14 protein-coding genes are annotated in these 16101 nt (G+C 73.4%); 7 read left to right on the forward strand and 7 right to left on the reverse strand.

Features of this window, described 5'->3' with window-relative positions; genetic code table 11:
- Position 1: 1 nt before the first annotated feature.
- The 3 genes from ACLIRP_RS15355 to ACLIRP_RS15365 all read left to right on the forward strand — a co-directional run bounded on the left by ACLIRP_RS15355 (position 2) and on the right by ACLIRP_RS15365 (position 3548).
- Positions 2–2149, forward strand: a complete 2148-nt coding sequence (locus ACLIRP_RS15355) for a M3 family metallopeptidase (protein ID WP_412061344.1) — start codon at positions 2–4, stop codon at positions 2147–2149.
- A gap of 137 nt (positions 2150–2286) precedes the next feature.
- Positions 2287–2946 (forward strand): haloacid dehalogenase type II, encoded by a 660-nt coding sequence (locus ACLIRP_RS15360; protein WP_412061345.1) that lies wholly within the window; start codon positions 2287–2289, stop codon positions 2944–2946.
- Between the two features lie 65 nt (positions 2947–3011).
- Positions 3012–3548, forward strand: coding sequence for a peroxiredoxin-like family protein (locus ACLIRP_RS15365; protein ID WP_412061346.1), 537 nt, complete (start codon positions 3012–3014; stop codon positions 3546–3548).
- Positions 3549–3555: 7 nt separating this feature from the next.
- Here ACLIRP_RS15365 and ACLIRP_RS15370 read toward each other — a convergent pair whose 3' ends face one another.
- The 4 genes from ACLIRP_RS15370 to ACLIRP_RS15385 all read right to left on the reverse strand — a co-directional run bounded on the left by ACLIRP_RS15370 (position 3556) and on the right by ACLIRP_RS15385 (position 8449).
- Positions 3556–5979, reverse strand: coding sequence for a CehA/McbA family metallohydrolase (locus ACLIRP_RS15370; protein ID WP_412061347.1), 2424 nt, complete (start codon positions 5977–5979; stop codon positions 3556–3558).
- An 89-nt stretch (positions 5980–6068) separates the two neighbouring features.
- Positions 6069–6971, reverse strand: coding sequence for an alpha/beta fold hydrolase (locus tag ACLIRP_RS15375; RefSeq protein ID WP_412061348.1), 903 nt, complete (start codon positions 6969–6971; stop codon positions 6069–6071).
- Positions 6971–7381 (reverse strand): acyl-CoA thioesterase, encoded by a 411-nt coding sequence (locus tag ACLIRP_RS15380; protein WP_412061349.1) that lies wholly within the window; start codon positions 7379–7381, stop codon positions 6971–6973. Before ACLIRP_RS15380 ends, ACLIRP_RS15375 begins: the two co-directional genes overlap by 1 nt.
- 267 nt (positions 7382–7648) lie before the next feature.
- Positions 7649–8449: a DMT family transporter gene (locus tag ACLIRP_RS15385; RefSeq protein WP_412063723.1), complete on the reverse strand. Its 801-nt coding sequence runs from the start codon at positions 8447–8449 to the stop codon at positions 7649–7651.
- Between the two features lie 103 nt (positions 8450–8552).
- Here ACLIRP_RS15385 and ACLIRP_RS15390 point away from each other — a divergent pair, with 103 nt between their 5' ends.
- Positions 8553–8906 carry an FKBP-type peptidyl-prolyl cis-trans isomerase gene (locus ACLIRP_RS15390; RefSeq protein WP_412061350.1) on the forward strand — a complete coding sequence of 118 codons (354 nt, stop codon included), beginning with the start codon at positions 8553–8555 and terminating at the stop codon, positions 8904–8906.
- Positions 8907–8949: 43 nt separating this feature from the next.
- On the opposite strand, the gene ACLIRP_RS15395 is transcribed toward ACLIRP_RS15390, so the two are convergent.
- Complete coding sequence (locus tag ACLIRP_RS15395; protein WP_412061351.1) at positions 8950–9675, reverse strand: YebC/PmpR family DNA-binding transcriptional regulator; 726 nt, start codon at positions 9673–9675, stop codon at positions 8950–8952.
- Between the two features lie 48 nt (positions 9676–9723).
- Positions 9724–11826, reverse strand: a complete 2103-nt coding sequence (locus tag ACLIRP_RS15400; protein ID WP_412061352.1) for a putative bifunctional diguanylate cyclase/phosphodiesterase — start codon at positions 11824–11826, stop codon at positions 9724–9726.
- Positions 11827–12074: 248 nt separating this feature from the next.
- Between ACLIRP_RS15400 and ACLIRP_RS15405 the strand changes: the two genes are divergently transcribed.
- Complete coding sequence (locus ACLIRP_RS15405) at positions 12075–13310, forward strand: FAD-dependent oxidoreductase (RefSeq protein WP_412061353.1); 1236 nt, start codon at positions 12075–12077, stop codon at positions 13308–13310.
- A 151-nt stretch (positions 13311–13461) separates the two neighbouring features.
- Here ACLIRP_RS15405 and ACLIRP_RS15410 read toward each other — a convergent pair whose 3' ends face one another.
- Positions 13462–14757 (reverse strand): adenosylhomocysteinase, encoded by a 1296-nt coding sequence (locus tag ACLIRP_RS15410; RefSeq protein WP_412061354.1) that lies wholly within the window; start codon positions 14755–14757, stop codon positions 13462–13464.
- 380 nt (positions 14758–15137) lie between these two features.
- On the opposite strand from ACLIRP_RS15410, the gene ACLIRP_RS15415 reads away from it, so the two are divergent.
- Both ACLIRP_RS15415 and ACLIRP_RS15420 read left to right on the forward strand, forming a co-directional pair.
- A complete protein-coding gene (locus ACLIRP_RS15415) occupies positions 15138–15755 on the forward strand; it encodes a hypothetical protein (RefSeq protein WP_412061355.1) in 618 nt (205 codons plus the stop codon).
- Complete coding sequence (locus ACLIRP_RS15420; RefSeq protein ID WP_412061356.1) at positions 15719–16084, forward strand: response regulator transcription factor; 366 nt, start codon at positions 15719–15721, stop codon at positions 16082–16084. Before ACLIRP_RS15415 ends, ACLIRP_RS15420 begins: the two co-directional genes overlap by 37 nt.
- Positions 16085–16101 lie beyond the last annotated feature (17 nt).

Below are 16101 nucleotides of genomic sequence, written 5' to 3' on the forward strand. Positions count from 1 at the left end.
CATGCGCCTGCCCTTCCTCGCCTTGCTGGCGGCCCTCGCGGGCTGCTCGGCCGCCCCGCCCGCCGACGCCCCCGACATGACGCCTCAGACGGATAACCTTTTGCTGGCGGAGTACGCCGGCCCCTACGGCGGCGTCCCGGCGTTCGACCGGATGGACCTCGACCTGCTCGAGCCCGCCATCGAGGCCGGCATGGCCGCGCACCTCGCCGAGATCGACGCCATCGCCGGCAACCCGGCCGCGCCGACGTTCCAGAACACGATCGTCGCGATGGAGGCGGCCGGCAAGCCGCTCGACAACGCATTCACGTACTACGGCATCTGGAGCTCGAACCTGTCCTCGCCGGAGTTCCGCGAGATCCAGGGGCGGCTGGCGCCCAAGCTCTCCGAGTACGGCACGGCCATCACCCAGAACGCCGCCCTCTTCGACCGCGTCCGCGCCGTCTACGACGCGCGCGCGACGCTGGGGCTGGCGCCCGACGAGGTCCGGCTCGTGGAGCTGGTCTACGACGGGTTCGCCCGCAACGGCGCCACGCTGACGGGCGCCGCCAAGGAGCGCTACGCGGCCATCGACAAGCGGCTCGCGGAGCTGTACACCGACTTCGGCAACCACGTGCTCGCCGACGAGGAGGGCTACGTGACGTACCTCGACGACAGCCAGCTCTCGGGCCTGAGCGACTCGTACATCGCGGCAGCGGCGGCCGCCGCTGAGGAGCGGGGCCGGCCCGGCGCGTACGCCGTCACCAACTCGCGGTCGTCGATGGACCCGTTCCTGACGTACTCCGACGAGCGCGACTTGCGCGAGACGGTCTGGCGGACGTACTACAGCCGCGGCGACAACGGCGACGAGAACGACAACAACGCGATCATCGCCGAGATCCTCCAGCTCCGCGACGAGCGCGTGGGCCTGCTCGGCTACGACGACTATGCGACGTGGCGCTTGGAAGACCGGATGGCCAAGACGCCCGAGCGCGCCATGGACCTGATGCTCAACGTCTGGCCCGCCGCCATCGCCCGCGTCGCCGAGGAGGTGGCCGACATGCAGGCCGTCGCGGATGCTCGGGGCGACGGCATCACGATCGAGACCTGGGACTACCGCTACTACGCCGAAAAGGTGCGGCTCGACCGCTACGCCCTCGACTCCGACGAGGTCAAGCAGTACCTCCAGCTCGACAACCTCGTCCCGGCGATGTTCTACGTGGCCGGCGAGCTGTTCGGGTTCGAGTTCTCGCCGGTCGCGGAGGGCACCGTCCCCGTCTTCCACCCGGACGTGACGGTCTACGAGGTGACCGACCGCGAGTCGGGTGACTTCGTCGGCTTGTGGTACCTCGACCCGTTCGCGCGGCGCGGCAAGCGGTCGGGCGCCTGGGCGACCACGTACCGCAGCCACACCACGTTCGAGGGCCCGAAGACCGTGCTCGCGTCGAACAACTCGAACTTCGTCAAGGGCGCCCCGGGCGAGCCCGTCCTCATCTCGTTCGACGACGCCGAGACGCTCTTCCACGAGTTCGGCCACGCCCTGCACTTTCTGGCGTCGGACGTCACGTACCCGACGCTGAACGGTGGCGTCCGCGACTACACCGAGTTCCAGAGCCAGCTCCTGGAGCGCTGGTTGCTGACCGACCCTGTCATCGACACCTACCTCGTCCACGCCGAGACCGGCGAGCCGATGCCGGACGAGCTCGTCGCCAAGATCAAGCGGGCCGCGACGTTCAACCAGGGGTTCTCGACGGCCGAGTACCTCGCGTCCGCGCTCATCGACCTCAAGCTCCACACGCTCGACGACTACTCGGACCTCGACCCCGACGCCTTCGAGCGCGAGACGCTGGCGGAGCTCGGGATGCCGTCCGAGATCGTGATGCGCCACCGGACGCCCCACTTCGGGCACGTCTTCTCCGGCGAGGGCTACGCGACGGGCTACTACGGCTACCTCTGGGCCGACGTGCTCACGTCCGACGCCGCCGAGGCCTTTGCCGAGGCGCCCGGCGGGTTCTACGACCCCGAGGTCTCGGCCCGACTCGTGGAGTATCTCTTCGCGCCGCGCAATGCCATCGATCCCGCCGAGGCGTACCGCTTGTTCCGCGGCCGCGACGCGGGCATCGCCCCGCTCATGCGCGACCGCGGCTTCCCGATCCCCGAGGGCGTCGAGTAGCCTGCGATCGGTCGTCGGCGATCGGCCCCGTCCCCTGCCTGGGGGCGGGGCCGGTTTGTGAGGGCCTGCCACCGCACCGAGATGCGTGGACCCGCGAGCCAATGGGCGTTGTTCACGGCGCCCCTCTCCCCTCTCCGATGTCCCGCACCCTCGTCTTCGACGTCAACGAAACGCTGCTCGACCTGGGCGTGCTCGCGCCCCAGATCGAGGCGCTGACTGGGGGCCCCCAGGCCCGCTGGTTCCTCGAGCTCCAGCGCCTGTGGCTCGTCGCGACGGCGACCGACCACTACCAGGACTTCCCGACGCTGATCGGCCACGCCCTGCGGAGCGTCGCCGACGGCGAGGTCTCCGACGCCGACGTCGCGAGCGTCCTCGACGCTGTCGTTCGGCTGCCCGCGCACCCCGACGTGCCTCCCGCGCTGGCCCGGCTGGGGGACGCCGGCTACCGGCTGGCGGCGCTGACGAACGGGACGCTCGACGCGGCTCAGAAGCAGCTCGGCCACGCCGGCATCGCCGACCGCTTCGACGTGGTGATGTCGGCCGACGAGGTGCAGCGCTACAAGCCCGCGCCCGAGCCGTACCGGTTCGCGGCCCGCAAGCTGGACTCGGACCCTGGCGACCTCACGATGGTGGCCGCGCACGCGTGGGACATCGCGGGCGCGCACCGCGCGGGGATGCGGACGGCGTTCGTCGCCCGGCCCGGCAAGGCGCTCGTCCCCGGCTGGCCCGCGCCTGACCTCCAGGGCCCCGACCTCGGCGCCATCGCCAACGCCCTGCTCGGCTCAGCAGGCGCCTGAGATGCGGGCCGCGCGGATCGATGGCGGCGGGCGTCCGTGAGAGCCCTCCACCTCTTCTGCCTCTCATGCCCACCACGCCCCTCCCCCGCCAGCCCGCCCCCGACCTCACCGTCGACACGCTCGACGGCGACACGTGGCGGCTCGCCGACCAGTCGCCCGAGACGTTCACGCTCGTGATTGCCTACCGCGGGCTTCACTGCCCCGTCTGCAAGAGCTACCTCGAAACGCTCGCCGAGGTCCGCGGCGACTACGCCGAGCGCGGCGTCGACGTCATCGCCGTGAGCATGGACTCGGCCGCGCGGGCGCGGAAGGCGCGGATGGACTGGGCCGTCGAGGGCGTGCCCATCGGGTACGGGATGACCGAGGAGACGGCCCGCGCCTGGGGCCTGTACCTCAGCGACGGCATCAAGGACGGCGAGCCCGATCGGTTCAGCGAGCCCGGCTTCTTTCTCGTCCGCCCGGACGGGACGCTGTACTACGCGGCCGTCAACTCGGCGCCGTGGGGCCGCCCGCACCTGCCATCGTTCCTCAAGACGGTCGACTTCGTTGTCGAGAAGGACTACCCGGCGCGCGGCGAGGTGGGCGCAGCGGTCGCGGCGTAGGCCCCCGTCAGCGCCCGGCGCGTCGCTCCAACTCGGCGTGAGCCCGGGCGTAGCGAGCCCGAAGCGCGGGCGCGTCGACGCCCGTGTAGGCCGCTTCGAACCGGGCCTCCGACGCGTCGAGCACGCGCAAGAGGTCGACGGCGGCGGCCCGCGCGGCCTCGGCGTCGACGCTGCCGACGCTCCCGATCCAGACCGGCGCCGTGTGGGCGAACGGATACGCCGCCATCGTCGGCCAGCCCTGCGACGCGTCGCCGACGGCGCGGACGGCCACCCACCCGGCCTCGGGGAGGGCGAGGGTCCCGCGGTAGCTCCGCCGCCCGGGCTCGGCGAGCCCCTCTCGAACCTCGACGACGACGCCGTTGACGACGACTTCGACGCGGTCGACCGGCACCGCCGAGGCGAGGTCGAGGGTCCACTCCGCCTGGCCGCCTGCGATCACGCCGCCCGGCTCGGCGCCCGCGATGCGCACGTCCAGGAATGGGCCCGTGGTGACGACGCTGCGGCCCGCCTTCAGGCCGTCGATGTAGTCCTTGTACGTCGCCCCCGGCGCGGCGCGGACGACCGCGCGGGCGGTGCCCGGCGCCATCGTCCGGTAGAAGTTGCTCATCACGTCGCTCCCCGCCATCGGCACGACGACGCGGCCCAGGTTGAGGAGGCGGTACCACAGCTCCGACGTGCCGAGGTCGTCGGTCCAGAGGCAGACGACCTCAAGGCCGTCGAGGTCGCCCAAGACGCCGTCGGCCACGAGCGAGGCGGGGACGGCGGCGCCCGCGCCGGCGGCGAACGGGTCCCGGACGGAGACGGGGTGGACATACGTGCCGATGCCGCCTTCGGCGCGGGCGTGGGCGATGGCCGTCGCGTTCTCGCGGTCGTCGCGGGCGAAGACCTCGTAGCCCGGCCCCCAGATCCACGGGTGGAACAGCGTCTCGGTACCCACCAAGCCGACGTGCCCGAAAAAGTGAGACCGGACCTCCTGCCCGAACACGCGGTACGGCAGCGCGGCCGTCCGGTCGGTGCCCCAGAGCTCGTCGTCGATGTAGCGGTTGTGGAGGTTGGCCACGAGCGGCGTCGCCACGTCGAGGGCTTCGGCGGCCAGGAGCGGGTCGAGGTCGCCAGGGGCGAGGGCGAAGGGCCCGCCGTAGTTGAGGTGGAAGTGCTGGTCGCCCGTCAGCCAGCCGTCCCCGTCCCAGACGCGCTCCAGCGCCAGCGTCACGGCCGCGGCCTCCCCGTCACCGACCGTCACCGTGGCGCGTTCGACCGGCGTCGCGAGCCCCTGCACCGCCGCCACCGTCACCGTCCCGGCGGGCACCGTCACCGTCAGCGCCCCCGGCGACGGCGTGTAGACGACGCCGTTCTCACCATCGAACCAGGCCTGCCCGGCGTCGGGGAAGAGGGGGTGGCCGTTGCCGGTGGCGAGCGTCAGCCGGGCCGGCGCGGACGCCCCGTCGAGCGTCGTGCGGACGGTGACGGTCCCCGTCGGCACGCCCCAGTCCCACGCCGCGACGGCGACCTCTTCGGGCGTCCCGCCCTCGGTGGCGACGCGCATCACGCGGATCCGCTCGGCGGCGTCGGCCTGGGCATAGTAGACGTGGGCGCCGTCGGCGGAGAAGGCGGGGGCGAGGGGCGGGGCGGCGCCGGCCAGCAGCCGGAGCGCGGGCCCGGGGTCGGCCACAGCGGCAACGACCAACTCCCAGCCGTCGTCGAGGGGGAGGCCCAAGGCAAGCGTCCCGCCGTCGGGCGAGAGCGCGGGCCGCGTCTGGGACAGGATGCTGCCGTCGTAGAGGACGGCCTCATCGCCCGTCGCCAGCGTCCGCAGCCGAACCTGGTCGCCGCCCTGCTTGGCGAGGTAGACGACGTGGGCGCCGTCGGAGTGGGGCCGAGGGGCGAGCGCCAGCCCCCGCCCGTCGGTGACGACTGTGACGGCGCCCGTGGTGAGGTCGAGGCGGCGGAGACCGAGCCCGGCGTCGCCGGCCGCGGCGTAGAGCAACGCACCGCCGTCGGGCGTGAACGCAGGGTCGAGCTCCAGGCCGGGCGCCTGGGCCACGATCGTCTCCTGGCCCGTCGCCAGGTCGAGGACCACGATCCAGGTCTCGCGCGCGTCGTCGCGGACGAAGGCGAGGCGGTCGCCCGTCGGCGACCACGCCGGGCGCGCGTCGACGGCCGCGCTGCGGGTGACCCGCCGGGCGCGGCGCGTGTCGAGGTCGAGGAGCCACAGCCACCCGCGCGACGCGACCGCGACGGTCTGCCCGTCGGGCGAGGGCGCGGGGTCGGTGGGCCCGGCCGCCGAGGTCGGCAGGTCGAACCCCTCGAGGTAGACGTGGTGCGAGAAGCCGGGGACCTTCGGGTAGCGGTTCGTCCACTGCGCGCTGGCGGGTGCGGCGAGGGCCAGGAGCAGGCCGAAGAAGACGAGGCGCGACAGGATCCGAGGCATGGCGGCGGGCGGGTGGGGACCGCAAGATGCCTCGGCCCGGAGTCGGACACAACGCCCTCTCGCCCTCCCTCCATTGGCTCCGATGCGGGTCAGGCGTCCGGGTGCGCGTCCAAAAAAGCGAGGAACGCCTGGGCCGTCGGACGGGGCGCCTCCATCATCGGGAGGTGTCCGATGCCGTCCATCACGTCGACCGTCGCGTCGGCCACTCCGGCCGCGAGCGTGGCGGCGCCGGACGGGTGGAGCACGCGGTCGTCGGCCCCCCACGTGACGAGCATCGGCACCGCGAGCCCGGCCACCAGCTCTTCCGTCGTCAGGCCGAGCCCCATCTCCAGGCTCATGTCGCAGAAGACGCCCACGGTGCGGTCGTAGGCGGCGGCGCTCTCGGCGGCCAGCACGCGGAGCGCCGGGCGCGGGATGGCCGGCGGGCGGCGCATCGAGAAGGCAACGGAGGCGGCGTACTCGTCGGCGGTCCGGGCAAAGAGCGGGACGCCGTCGCCTGCGAACAGCCCCTCGATCATCTCCGACACCTGGTCGCCGTCGGCGCCGGCCGGCGCGAGCAGCCACAACGAGCGCAGGCGCTCGGGCGCGGCGTGCGCCAGCTCGGCCGCGATCCGCCCGCCCATCGACGAGCCCGCGAGGTGGACGCGGTCCAGCCCGAGCGCGTCCAAAAACGCGACGACGGTCTCGGCCTGCCCCGCCATCGACAGGTCGCCGGTGACGGCGCTCTCGCCGAAGCCGGGGAGGTCCGGGGCAACGACGCGGACCCGGTCGCGCACGAGCGCCGCGAGCCGGGCCCAGTGGTCCTTGCTGGCGCCGATGCCGTGGAGCGCGACAAGGACGGGGTGGTCGCCGCCGGTGTCGAGGTACACCACCTCGCGGCCGTCGGAGAGGGTGACCGCGCGGCGCTCCAGGCCCGCCGCGTCGCGGAGCTTGCGCCGCGCGCGGTCGACGGCGCGCGCGACGGGGTCGATCCGGCGGAGCAGCCCGCGCACTACGAGAGGCGGGCGCGGAGCGCGTCCGGCAGCGGCGTCGGCCGGCCGCTCGCGTAGTCGACCCAGACGAGCGTGGTGCCGGCGGTCGCGTAGACGGTCTCGTCGTCGCCGTCGACCCGGATCTCGGCGTCGACGCCGGCCGAGGTCCGCCCCGGCGGCCGCGCGGTCATGGTCACGACGACGGTCGCCGGGTAGTGGATGGGCCGCTTGAACTGGAGGTCGGCGGCAGCCAGGATGGGGCCCGAGGTCGGGGCGCCGGGCCAGTCGCCCGCGTCATCGGCCAGGCTGCGGAGCCACTCGATGCGGGCCTGCTCGAAGTAGGTCAGGTACGCCGCGTTGTTGACGTGGCCGAGCGCGTCCTGGTCGCCCCAGCGGACCGGGATGCGGGCGGTAAAGAGGGGGTCAGGCATCGGGTCGGAGCAGAGACCGCCTCACGACGGCCCGGCGTCGGCGTTCCAGGCAGGCTCCGTTCGCGGTCGCCCGCCTCGTGGCCGCGGTCGGGCCCGCCGCCTACGCGGACATCCCCCACCCCTGCGGGGCCCCCCTTCGAAGGGGGACGCGGAGCGGAGCGACGCCGGGGGGATGTCGGGCCGAGCGCGAGGACCGGCCGAGTCGGCCCTGCGCCGGGGCTCCCCACCTCAGGGCCGTGACAGATGGGGTCGGGACGTACCGATTGGCTAGCGCGCCCGAGCGACGAGCGCGATCCCACCGAGCGTGATGGCCCCGGCGACCGCCAGCCGCAGCGTCACCGGCTCGCCGACGAGGGCGAGCCCACCGAGCGCCGCCAGCACGGGCACGCTGAGTTGGACCGTCGCGGCGGTCGCGGCACGGAGGGCGGGGAGCACGCGGTACCACAGCGCGTAGCCCAGCCCGGAGGTCAGCGCGCCGGAGGCGACGGCGTACGCCAGCCCCGGCCCGTCCGCGGCGAGTGTGCCCGGGCCTAGCAACGCCCACACCCCCGCCCCGACGAGCGCGAGGGGGACGGCGCGGGCGAAGTTGCCGGCCGTGTCGGCCGTCGGCGCGGCCGAGCCCCGGCCCCGCAGCGAATACGCCCCCCACGCGGCGCCCGAGGCGGCCATCGCGAGCGCAGGCGCCAGCGGCGGCGCCGTGAGCCCCGGCGCGACGAGCGCGACGAGCCCGCCGAACGCGAGCGCAATCCCGAGCCACGCCGGACCGCTCGGCCGCTCCCCCCGGGCGACGCCCCACCCGATCATCGTGAGCTGGACGGCCCCGAACAGCACGAGCGCCCCGGCGCCGGTCGGCAGCCGGAGGTACGCGATCGAGAAGAAGCCGGCGTACGCCACCAGCGCGGCGGCCGAGCCCCAGCTCCCGCCCACCCGCTCGCGCCGCACGCCGACGAGCGCCAGCAGCGCGAGCGCCCCGGCGGCCACGCGGACGGCGGTGAACACGCCCGCGTCGATGTCGGTCGTGGTCAGCGCCAGCCGGGCGAGCACGGAGTTGGCCGCGAACGCAGCCATCGTCAGCGCGGTCAGCGCGAGGGCGGAGAATTGGGGCACGGCCGGACAAGGTCGCCCCCGACGCCGGGCCGGGCTATCCTCCCGCCCTCCCCCCTGCCCCACCATGCGCCGCCTCGCCCTGCTGTCTCTCGTCCTCGTGTTCGCTGCCTGCGAAAGCGAGGACCCCGCCACCGACGCCGCGGGCGACGGCATCGCCACCGCGAACAGCACCGTCGTGGTGGACTACGAGGGGCGGCTCGAGGACGGGACCGTGTTCGACGGCGGCGAGGGCGTCGAATTCCCGCTCGACCGGGTCGTGCCGGGCTTCCAGGAGGGCATCGCCGGGATGCGCGTCGGCGAGTCGAAGACGATCGTGATGCCGCCCGAGATGGGCTACGGCGAGCAGGGCGTCCCCGGCGTCATCCCGCCGAACGCGACGCTGACCTTCGACGTGACGCTGCGCGAGATCCTGCGGTAAGCGCCTCGCTCCCACCGGCCCGCTAGCGCGGGTCCTCGGGCCGCTACGCCAGGTTGTGGTAGACCGTCTGCACGTCCTCGTCGGCCTCGATCTTGGCGATCAGCTCCAGCACCTCGTCGGCGGCCTCGTCGGGCAGCTCCGACGTCGTGGCCGGGACGTAGTCGACGCCGGCCGAGATGGGTTCGAGGCCCCGGGCCTCCAGCGCCTTCTGCATCTGGCCGAAGTCGGGGAACGCGCACCGCACCACGAGCACGTCGCGGCCGTCCTCGGCGATGCCGTCGGTCAGCTCTTCGAGCCCCTCGTCGATGAGTTCGAGCTCGAGGTCGTCGCGGTCGGGGACGGTCTCGGGGTCGAGCTGGAAGGCGCCGGCCTTGGTGAACTGAAACGCGACGCTGCCGCTCTGGCCCAGATTCCCGCCGCCGCGCGAGAGCACGGCCCGGAGGTTGGCGACCGTCCGGTTGACGTTGTCGGTCGCCGCGGCGACCAGGATCGGGACGCCGTGCGGGCCGTACCCCTCGTAGAGCACCTCGTCGTAGCTGGCGGTGTCCTTGCCGAGCGCGCGCTTGATGGCGGCCTCCACCTTGTCCTTGGGCATGTTGACGCCCTTGGCGTTCTGCATGGCCCGCCGCAGCGTCGGGTTCATGTCCGGATCGGGCCCGCCGGCCTTGACGGCGATCACGATCTCCTTGCCGACGCGCGTGAACTGCTTCGCCATGCGGTCGTAGCGCGCGAACATGGTGTGCTTGCGCTTTTCGAACATCCGGCCCATGCGTCTCTCGGTCTGGTGAGGGCCGGAAGCTAGCCGCGGGCGCCGAGCTCAGGCGGGCTCGCCGAGCGCCGCATCGGCGGCAATCAGGGTGGCGATCTCGTCGGGCGGGAGCGGGCGGGCGAAGAGGTAACCCTGGCCCCAGTCGCAGCCCATCTCGACGAGCGCGGCGCGCTGCTCGGCCGTCTCGATGCCCTCGGCGACGATCTCGGTCCCCAACGTCCGCGCGAAGCCGATCACGGTGCGGACCATCTCGCGCGCGGCCTCGTCCTCGTCCATCCGCTGCACGAACGCGCGGTCGATCTTGACGGTGTCGACGGGCAGGGCGTGGATCACGCTGAGCGACGAGTAGCCGGTCCCGAAGTCGTCCATGGCGAACCGGACGCCCTCGGCGTGGAGCGCCTCGAGCACGGCGGCCGCGCGGCGGGGGTCGTCGACGAGCAGGCTCTCGGTGATCTCGATGACGAGCCGGCCGGCGCGGTCGGGGCCCTGCAGGAGCATCGCCTGGACGTGCTCGGCGAAGAGCGGCTCGTGGAGGTCGCGGGCCGAGCAGTTGACCGACAGCAACAGGTCGAGCGGCCGGCCGGCTTGGGCGTCCCAGCGCTCGAGCTGGCGGAGCCCCTCGGCCATCACCCAGCGGTCGACCTCGCCGATGCGGCCGGTCTCCTCGGCGATCGAGATGAAGGTGTCGGGGTAGAGCATCCCGAGCTCGGGGTGCTGCCAGCGGACGAGCGCCTCGACGCCGTGGAGGCGGCCGGTCGCGATGTCGACGACGGGCTGGTAAGCGACGCGGAGCTCGCCGCGCTCGACGGCGCGGTCGAGGTCGGCCTCGAGGCGCAGGCGGCGGTCGGCGGCCTCGCGCATGGCGGGCGAGAACAGGGCCCAGCTGGCGGTCGGGTCGGCCTTGGCGGCGTACGCGGCGAGGTCGGCCTCGCGGAGCACCTCGCCCGACCTGGCGTGGTCGGGGCGTCCGATGGCGACGCCGATGGAGGCCGAGACGGGGCGGCGCGTGCCGTCGAGGTCGAACGGCGTCCGGAGCGTCCGCTCGACGCGCTCGGCGGCGGCCCGGGCGCCCTCGGCCGAGGCGACCTCAGCGACGATGACGGCGAACTCGTCGCCGCCGATCCGGGCGACGGTGTCGCAGTCCCGGGTGACCAGCCGCAAGCGGTCGGCGAGTTGGATCAGCAGCTCGTCGCCGGCGGCGTGGCCGAGCGTGTCGTTGACGGCCTTGAAGCGGTCGAGGTCGATGTAGAGGACGGCGTAGTCGCCCTCGGGGCCGGCGCTCTCGACGAGCGCGTCGAGGCGCAACGTGAAGAGGGCGCGGTTGGCCAGGCCCGTGAGCGGGTCGTGGTGGGCGCGGCGCTGGAGGTCGTCCTCGGTCGCGAGCTGCTTGGTGATGTCGCGCGAGGAGACCTGGAGCCGGGCGATCGCGCCGCTGGCGTCGAGGATGGTCTCGGTGAGCGACTCGAGCCAGATGTACTCGCCGTCCTTGCGGCGCATCCGGTAGCGGATGACGGTGTCGCTGGCGCGGCCGTCCAGGAGCAGCTCGTGGCTCTCCGTCCGGATGCGGTCGACGTCGTCGGGGTGGAACAGCTCGTAGGGGTCGCGGCCGACGAGCTCGCGGGGCCAGTACCCCAGGATGTCGGTGACGGACGGGCTCAGCCACTCGTAGCGCCCGTCTGGCTCGTGGTGGGCCACCAAGTCGGTGAGGTGCTCGGCGAGCAGGCGGTAGCGGGCCTCGGCGCGGTCGCGGGCGACCGGCGCGGAGAGCAGGCGGCACGTCCCTCGGCGGAGCCAGACGTAGCCGCCTGTGAGCAGGAGCGCCGAGAGCCAGGAGGTGAGGGCCAGCCCGTACAGGAAGGCGTCGGCGCCGGCGGCGAGGGCGTGGGGGTCGGCCCCGATGGCCGCGGTCGTGTGGGTCCGGTCCAAGACACACCCGTAGATAAAGGCGACGCCGGCGAACGCCAGCGAGTACGCCAGCGGGATCGTCGGGAGGCGAACGGTGCGCCCCCCGACGACGCCGGCGACGTGGCGGGGCAGCGAGCCCACGTGGACGGCGTCCTTGACAGCGCCGCCGGCGAGCCCCCACAGCGCGGTGGCGATGAGGAAGTACGGGACGGCGACACCGAGGATGTGCCACGCATGGATGCTCATTCCTACACGACGCGAGGGGTGAGCCCTCAGTATCGATGCTGAGGCCGACGGGTTAACCGATGAGCGCGACGTTAGCGGTCGTCGTTCCGGATGCGGCTCGCGGGCGGCGGCCCGGCGGCGGCACGCCCCGGCGCTGGCGCTCGCCTAGAACGGGCGGGCGGGACCGGGACCGCACCCGTCCGGACACGGCGCATCCACCTGCGTTCCCTACGTTTGACATCGCCCGCCCACCGTCCTCAGGTCCCGCCATGCCCGCTGCGCTGCGCTCCCTGTCCACCTCGTGCGTCGTCGCCGGCGGCGGGCCGGCGGGGATGCTGGCGGGTGTGCTGCTGGCGCGGGCGGGCGTGCCCGTCGTCGTCCTCGAAAAGCACGGCGACTTTCTGCGCGACTTCCGGGGCGACACGGTGCACCCCTCGACGCTGCAGGTGATGGCGGACCTGGGCGTGCTCGATGCCTTTCTGGATCGCCCGCACCAGCGGCTCGACCGGCTGTGGGGCGAGATCGGCGAGACGACTGTCCGCGTAGCCGACTTCCGGCACCTTCCGACGGCCGCGCGCTTTCTGGCGCTCATGCCGCAGTGGGAGTTCCTGGACTTCGTGGCGGGCCTGGGCCGGCGCTACCCCACGTTCGAGGTGCGGATGAAGGCCGACGTGACGGATCTCGTGTGGGACGCCGACGGCCGCGCGGTCGGCGTCCGGGCCACGACGCCCGACGGGCCGCTCGTGGTCGAGGCGGACCTCGTGATCGGGGCGGATGGCCGGCGCTCGACGGTCCGCGACCGCGCCGGGCTGGCGGTCGAGGACCTGGGGGCCCCGATGGACGTGCTGTGGATGCGGCTGGGGCGCCGACCCGACGACCCGCAGCCCCCGCTCGGCCGGATCCAGCGCGGCTCGATGTTCATCGCGCTCCCCCGCGACGGGTACTACCAGTGTGGGTACGTGGTGCCAAAGGGGGCGGCCGAGGACATCCGGGCGGCCGGGCTCGACGCCTTCCGCACCGCCATCGGCGAGGCCGCTCCGCTCTTGCGCGACCGGACCGACGCCCTCGCCACCTGGGACGACGTCAAGCTGCTGACCGTCGCCGTCGACCGGCTGACGCGGTGGGCGCGGCCCGGGCTGCTGTGCATCGGCGACGCCGCGCACGCGATGTCGCCCGTCGGCGGCGTGGGCATCAACGTGGCGCTGCAGGACGCCGTGGCAGCGGCGAACCTGCTCCACGGGCCGCTGGCGCGGGGCACGCCGACGCTGGCGGAGCTGGACCGGGTGCAGGCGCGGCGCGCGTTCGCGGTCCGCATGACGCAGCGGGTGCAGGTGGCGCTCCAGAACCGGGTGATCGGGCCGACGCTGGCGGGGGCGGGCCCGCTCCGGGTGCCGTGGCCGGCGCGTGTGCTGAGCGCGGTGCCGTGGCTGCAGCGGCTGCCGGCGCGGTTCGTCGGGATGGGGCCGCGGATGGAGCGGGTCGCCAGCCCGGACGCGTTTGCGTGAGGGGCTCTAAACAGGCGAACGCCCACCCCCCGAGAAAGGGGGTGGGCGCTCTTTCCGGTCGGCCATGGCGGTGGCCGGGTCCGGTCGGGGGCTGGCGGGGCCGAAGCGGGCCGCCAGCGGGTCGGTCAGCCTCGTACGCCGAGGCGGGGGCTCAGGTCCCGGCGGAGTAGTCCGTCGCGTAGACGACCTGCTCCTCGGTGAGCGAGTCGATCTCGAGGCCCATCGTCTCCAGCTTCACGCGGGCGATCTGCTGGTCGAGCTCCTCGGGCAGGTCGAGGACCGTCTTGGGCATCTCCTCGCCGGCCTCCTTGGACTGGATGAGGGCCAGGTGCGCCTGGAACTGGTTGGCGAAGCTCATGTCCATGACCTCCGAGGGGTGGCCCTCGGCGGCGGCGAGGTTGACGAGCCGGCCGTCGGCGAGCACGTAGACCTTCTTGCCGTTGTCGAGGGTGTACTCGCGGTTGTCGTCGCGGATCATCCGGGTGTCTTGGGAGATCTCGGCGAGCTCCTTGAGGTTGAGCTCGACGTCGTAGTGGCCCGTGTTGCAGACGATGGCGCCCTCCTTCATCGAGGCGAAGTGCTCGCCGCGGATGATGTCCTTCATGCCGGTCGCGGTCACGAAGATGTCGCCGACCTTGGCGGCCTCCTCCATCGTCATCACGCGCATCCCGTCGAGCGTCGCCTTGAGGGCGGCCGTCGGCTTGATCTCGGTGACGATGACGTTGGCGCCCATGCCCTTGGCCCGCATTGCCACGCCGCGGCCGCAGTGGCCGTAGCCGGCGACGACGAAGTTCTTGCCGGCGATCAGGACCGACGAGCCGCGCAGGATGCCGTCCAACGTCGACTGGCCCGTCCCGTAGACATTGTCGAAGTCCCACTTCGTCTCAGCGTCGTTGACGGCGTAGACGGGGTAGCCCAGCTTGCCGTCGGCGGCCATCGCGCGAAGGCGGTGGACGCCCGTCGTGGTCTCCTCCGAGCCGCCGATGATGGCGTCGAGCTTCTCGGGGAAGGCCGAGTGGACGCGGAAGATGAGGTCGGCGCCGTCGTCGAGCGTCGTGTCGGGCGTCTTGTCGATCGAGCGGTCGATGGACCAGTAGAAGCCGTCGGTGTCCTGGCCGTACCAGGCGTAGATCTCAATGCCGTCCTCGTCGCCGTTCGGGCCCATCGCGAGCGCGGCGGCCACGGAGTCGTTCGTCGAGAGCGGGTTGCAGCCGCTCCAGGCCACTTCGGCGCCGCACGCCTTGAGCGTCTCGCAGAGCACGGCGGTCTCCTTGGTGACGTGCAAGCAGCCCGTGATCTTGTAGCCGGCGAACGGCTTGGACTGGCTGTACTCCTCGCGGAGCTTCATGAGCACCGGCATGCGGCTCTCGGCCCACTCGATGCGCATCCGGCCCTCGGCCGCGAGCGAGAGGTCGGCGACTTTGTACTGTCCTTCCTTGTGATCCATGGCGTTGGGGGGGTTGAGCCGGCAAGCCCGGCGAGGGTTTCATCTCAGACTGAAATTTAGGGCGCGAGGTCCCGCATCGTCCGCTAGGTCTATGCAAAGTCGTCGCCGGTGCCGTGTGGAGAGAACGGGCACGGAGTGCCAAGACGCGCCCGGACTCCGCCTCCGATGCGCTACCAACGGGCGCGCCACGAATCTCATACCGCTCTGAATCCACAATGGTCGTGGTGATTCGAGATCAGGTGACCACGGGAGTGACGCCCCGGGGGGGCGCCGCGTACCTTCCCGGAGATCGCCCACGACCCTCACATGCCGATGTCCCCCGCCCGCCTGCCCGCCTGCCCGCCTTGCCGGCGGTCCGGTGGGCGCAACTCGGGCACGCTGTGCGCGAGCTGGCCGACCCGCTGCGGCACCCGTCGACCGGGGCGTGGCTGGTGGCCGCCGGGGAGTCAGTCCGCCAGGCGGTCGGGGCGGCGGCGGTGACGGTGTTCGGCCCCGACGACGCGATCCACCCGGCCGCGTCGTCGCACCCGTCGTGGGCGGTCGCGGCGTTCGACGGCCACGCCGCCGCGCTGGCGGCGGCCGGGTGCCCGGCCCGCGCCCTGCGGGCCGGCGTCGCCACGCGGCGCGAGGTCTACGGGCCGGCCTTCGAGGCGCTGGCCGCGAGCCCGTACGTCCGGGAGTTCCTGCCCTCGATCGGAGCGCACGACGCGATGACGGTGGCCGCCGGGAGTGCCGACGCGGCGGTCCGCGTGGTGCTCAACGCCGACGACCCCGGGCGCCCGTTCGAACCCGAGGACGTCGCGGTGGCCCGGCTGCTCCAGCCGGCGCTCGCGGCCGGGCTGCTCACCGACCGGGCGCGGCGCGCGCCGACCTCGCCGCGCTCGCCGACGCGGCGGGGACATACTGCGTGGTGTTCGACGAGCGGGGCCACCGGCTCCACCTCTCGTCGGCCCTCGACGATGTGCTGGCGACCGAGCGGCGGCGCGACGCGCTGCTGACGCGCGCGGGCGACCTGGCGCGGCGGGCAGCGGGGCAGCCCCCCTTCCAGGGGTCGCGGGGCCCATACACGCTGGCGGCCTCGCCGGCTCAGCTCGATGGCCGGCCGGCGACCGTCGTCGCCGTGGGCGTGCCGGCGCGCGGCGCGCGGCTCACCCCACGCCAACAGGAGGTGGCCGAGCACCTCGCCCGGCGCCGCTCCAACCGCGAGATCGCGGCGGCCCTCGGGGTCAGCCCCCACACCGCCCGGCGCCACACCGAGGCGGTCCTCCGGGTGCTGGGGCTGACGGACCGCCGCGCCGTCGCCGACGCGCTCGGCCGCGCCGAGTAACCCCTGCCGGACCGCGC

The sequence above is a fragment of the Rubrivirga halophila genome (assembly GCF_046845755.1).
In the GTDB taxonomy this organism is placed as follows: Bacteria; Bacteroidota; Rhodothermia; order Rhodothermales; family Rubricoccaceae; genus Rubrivirga.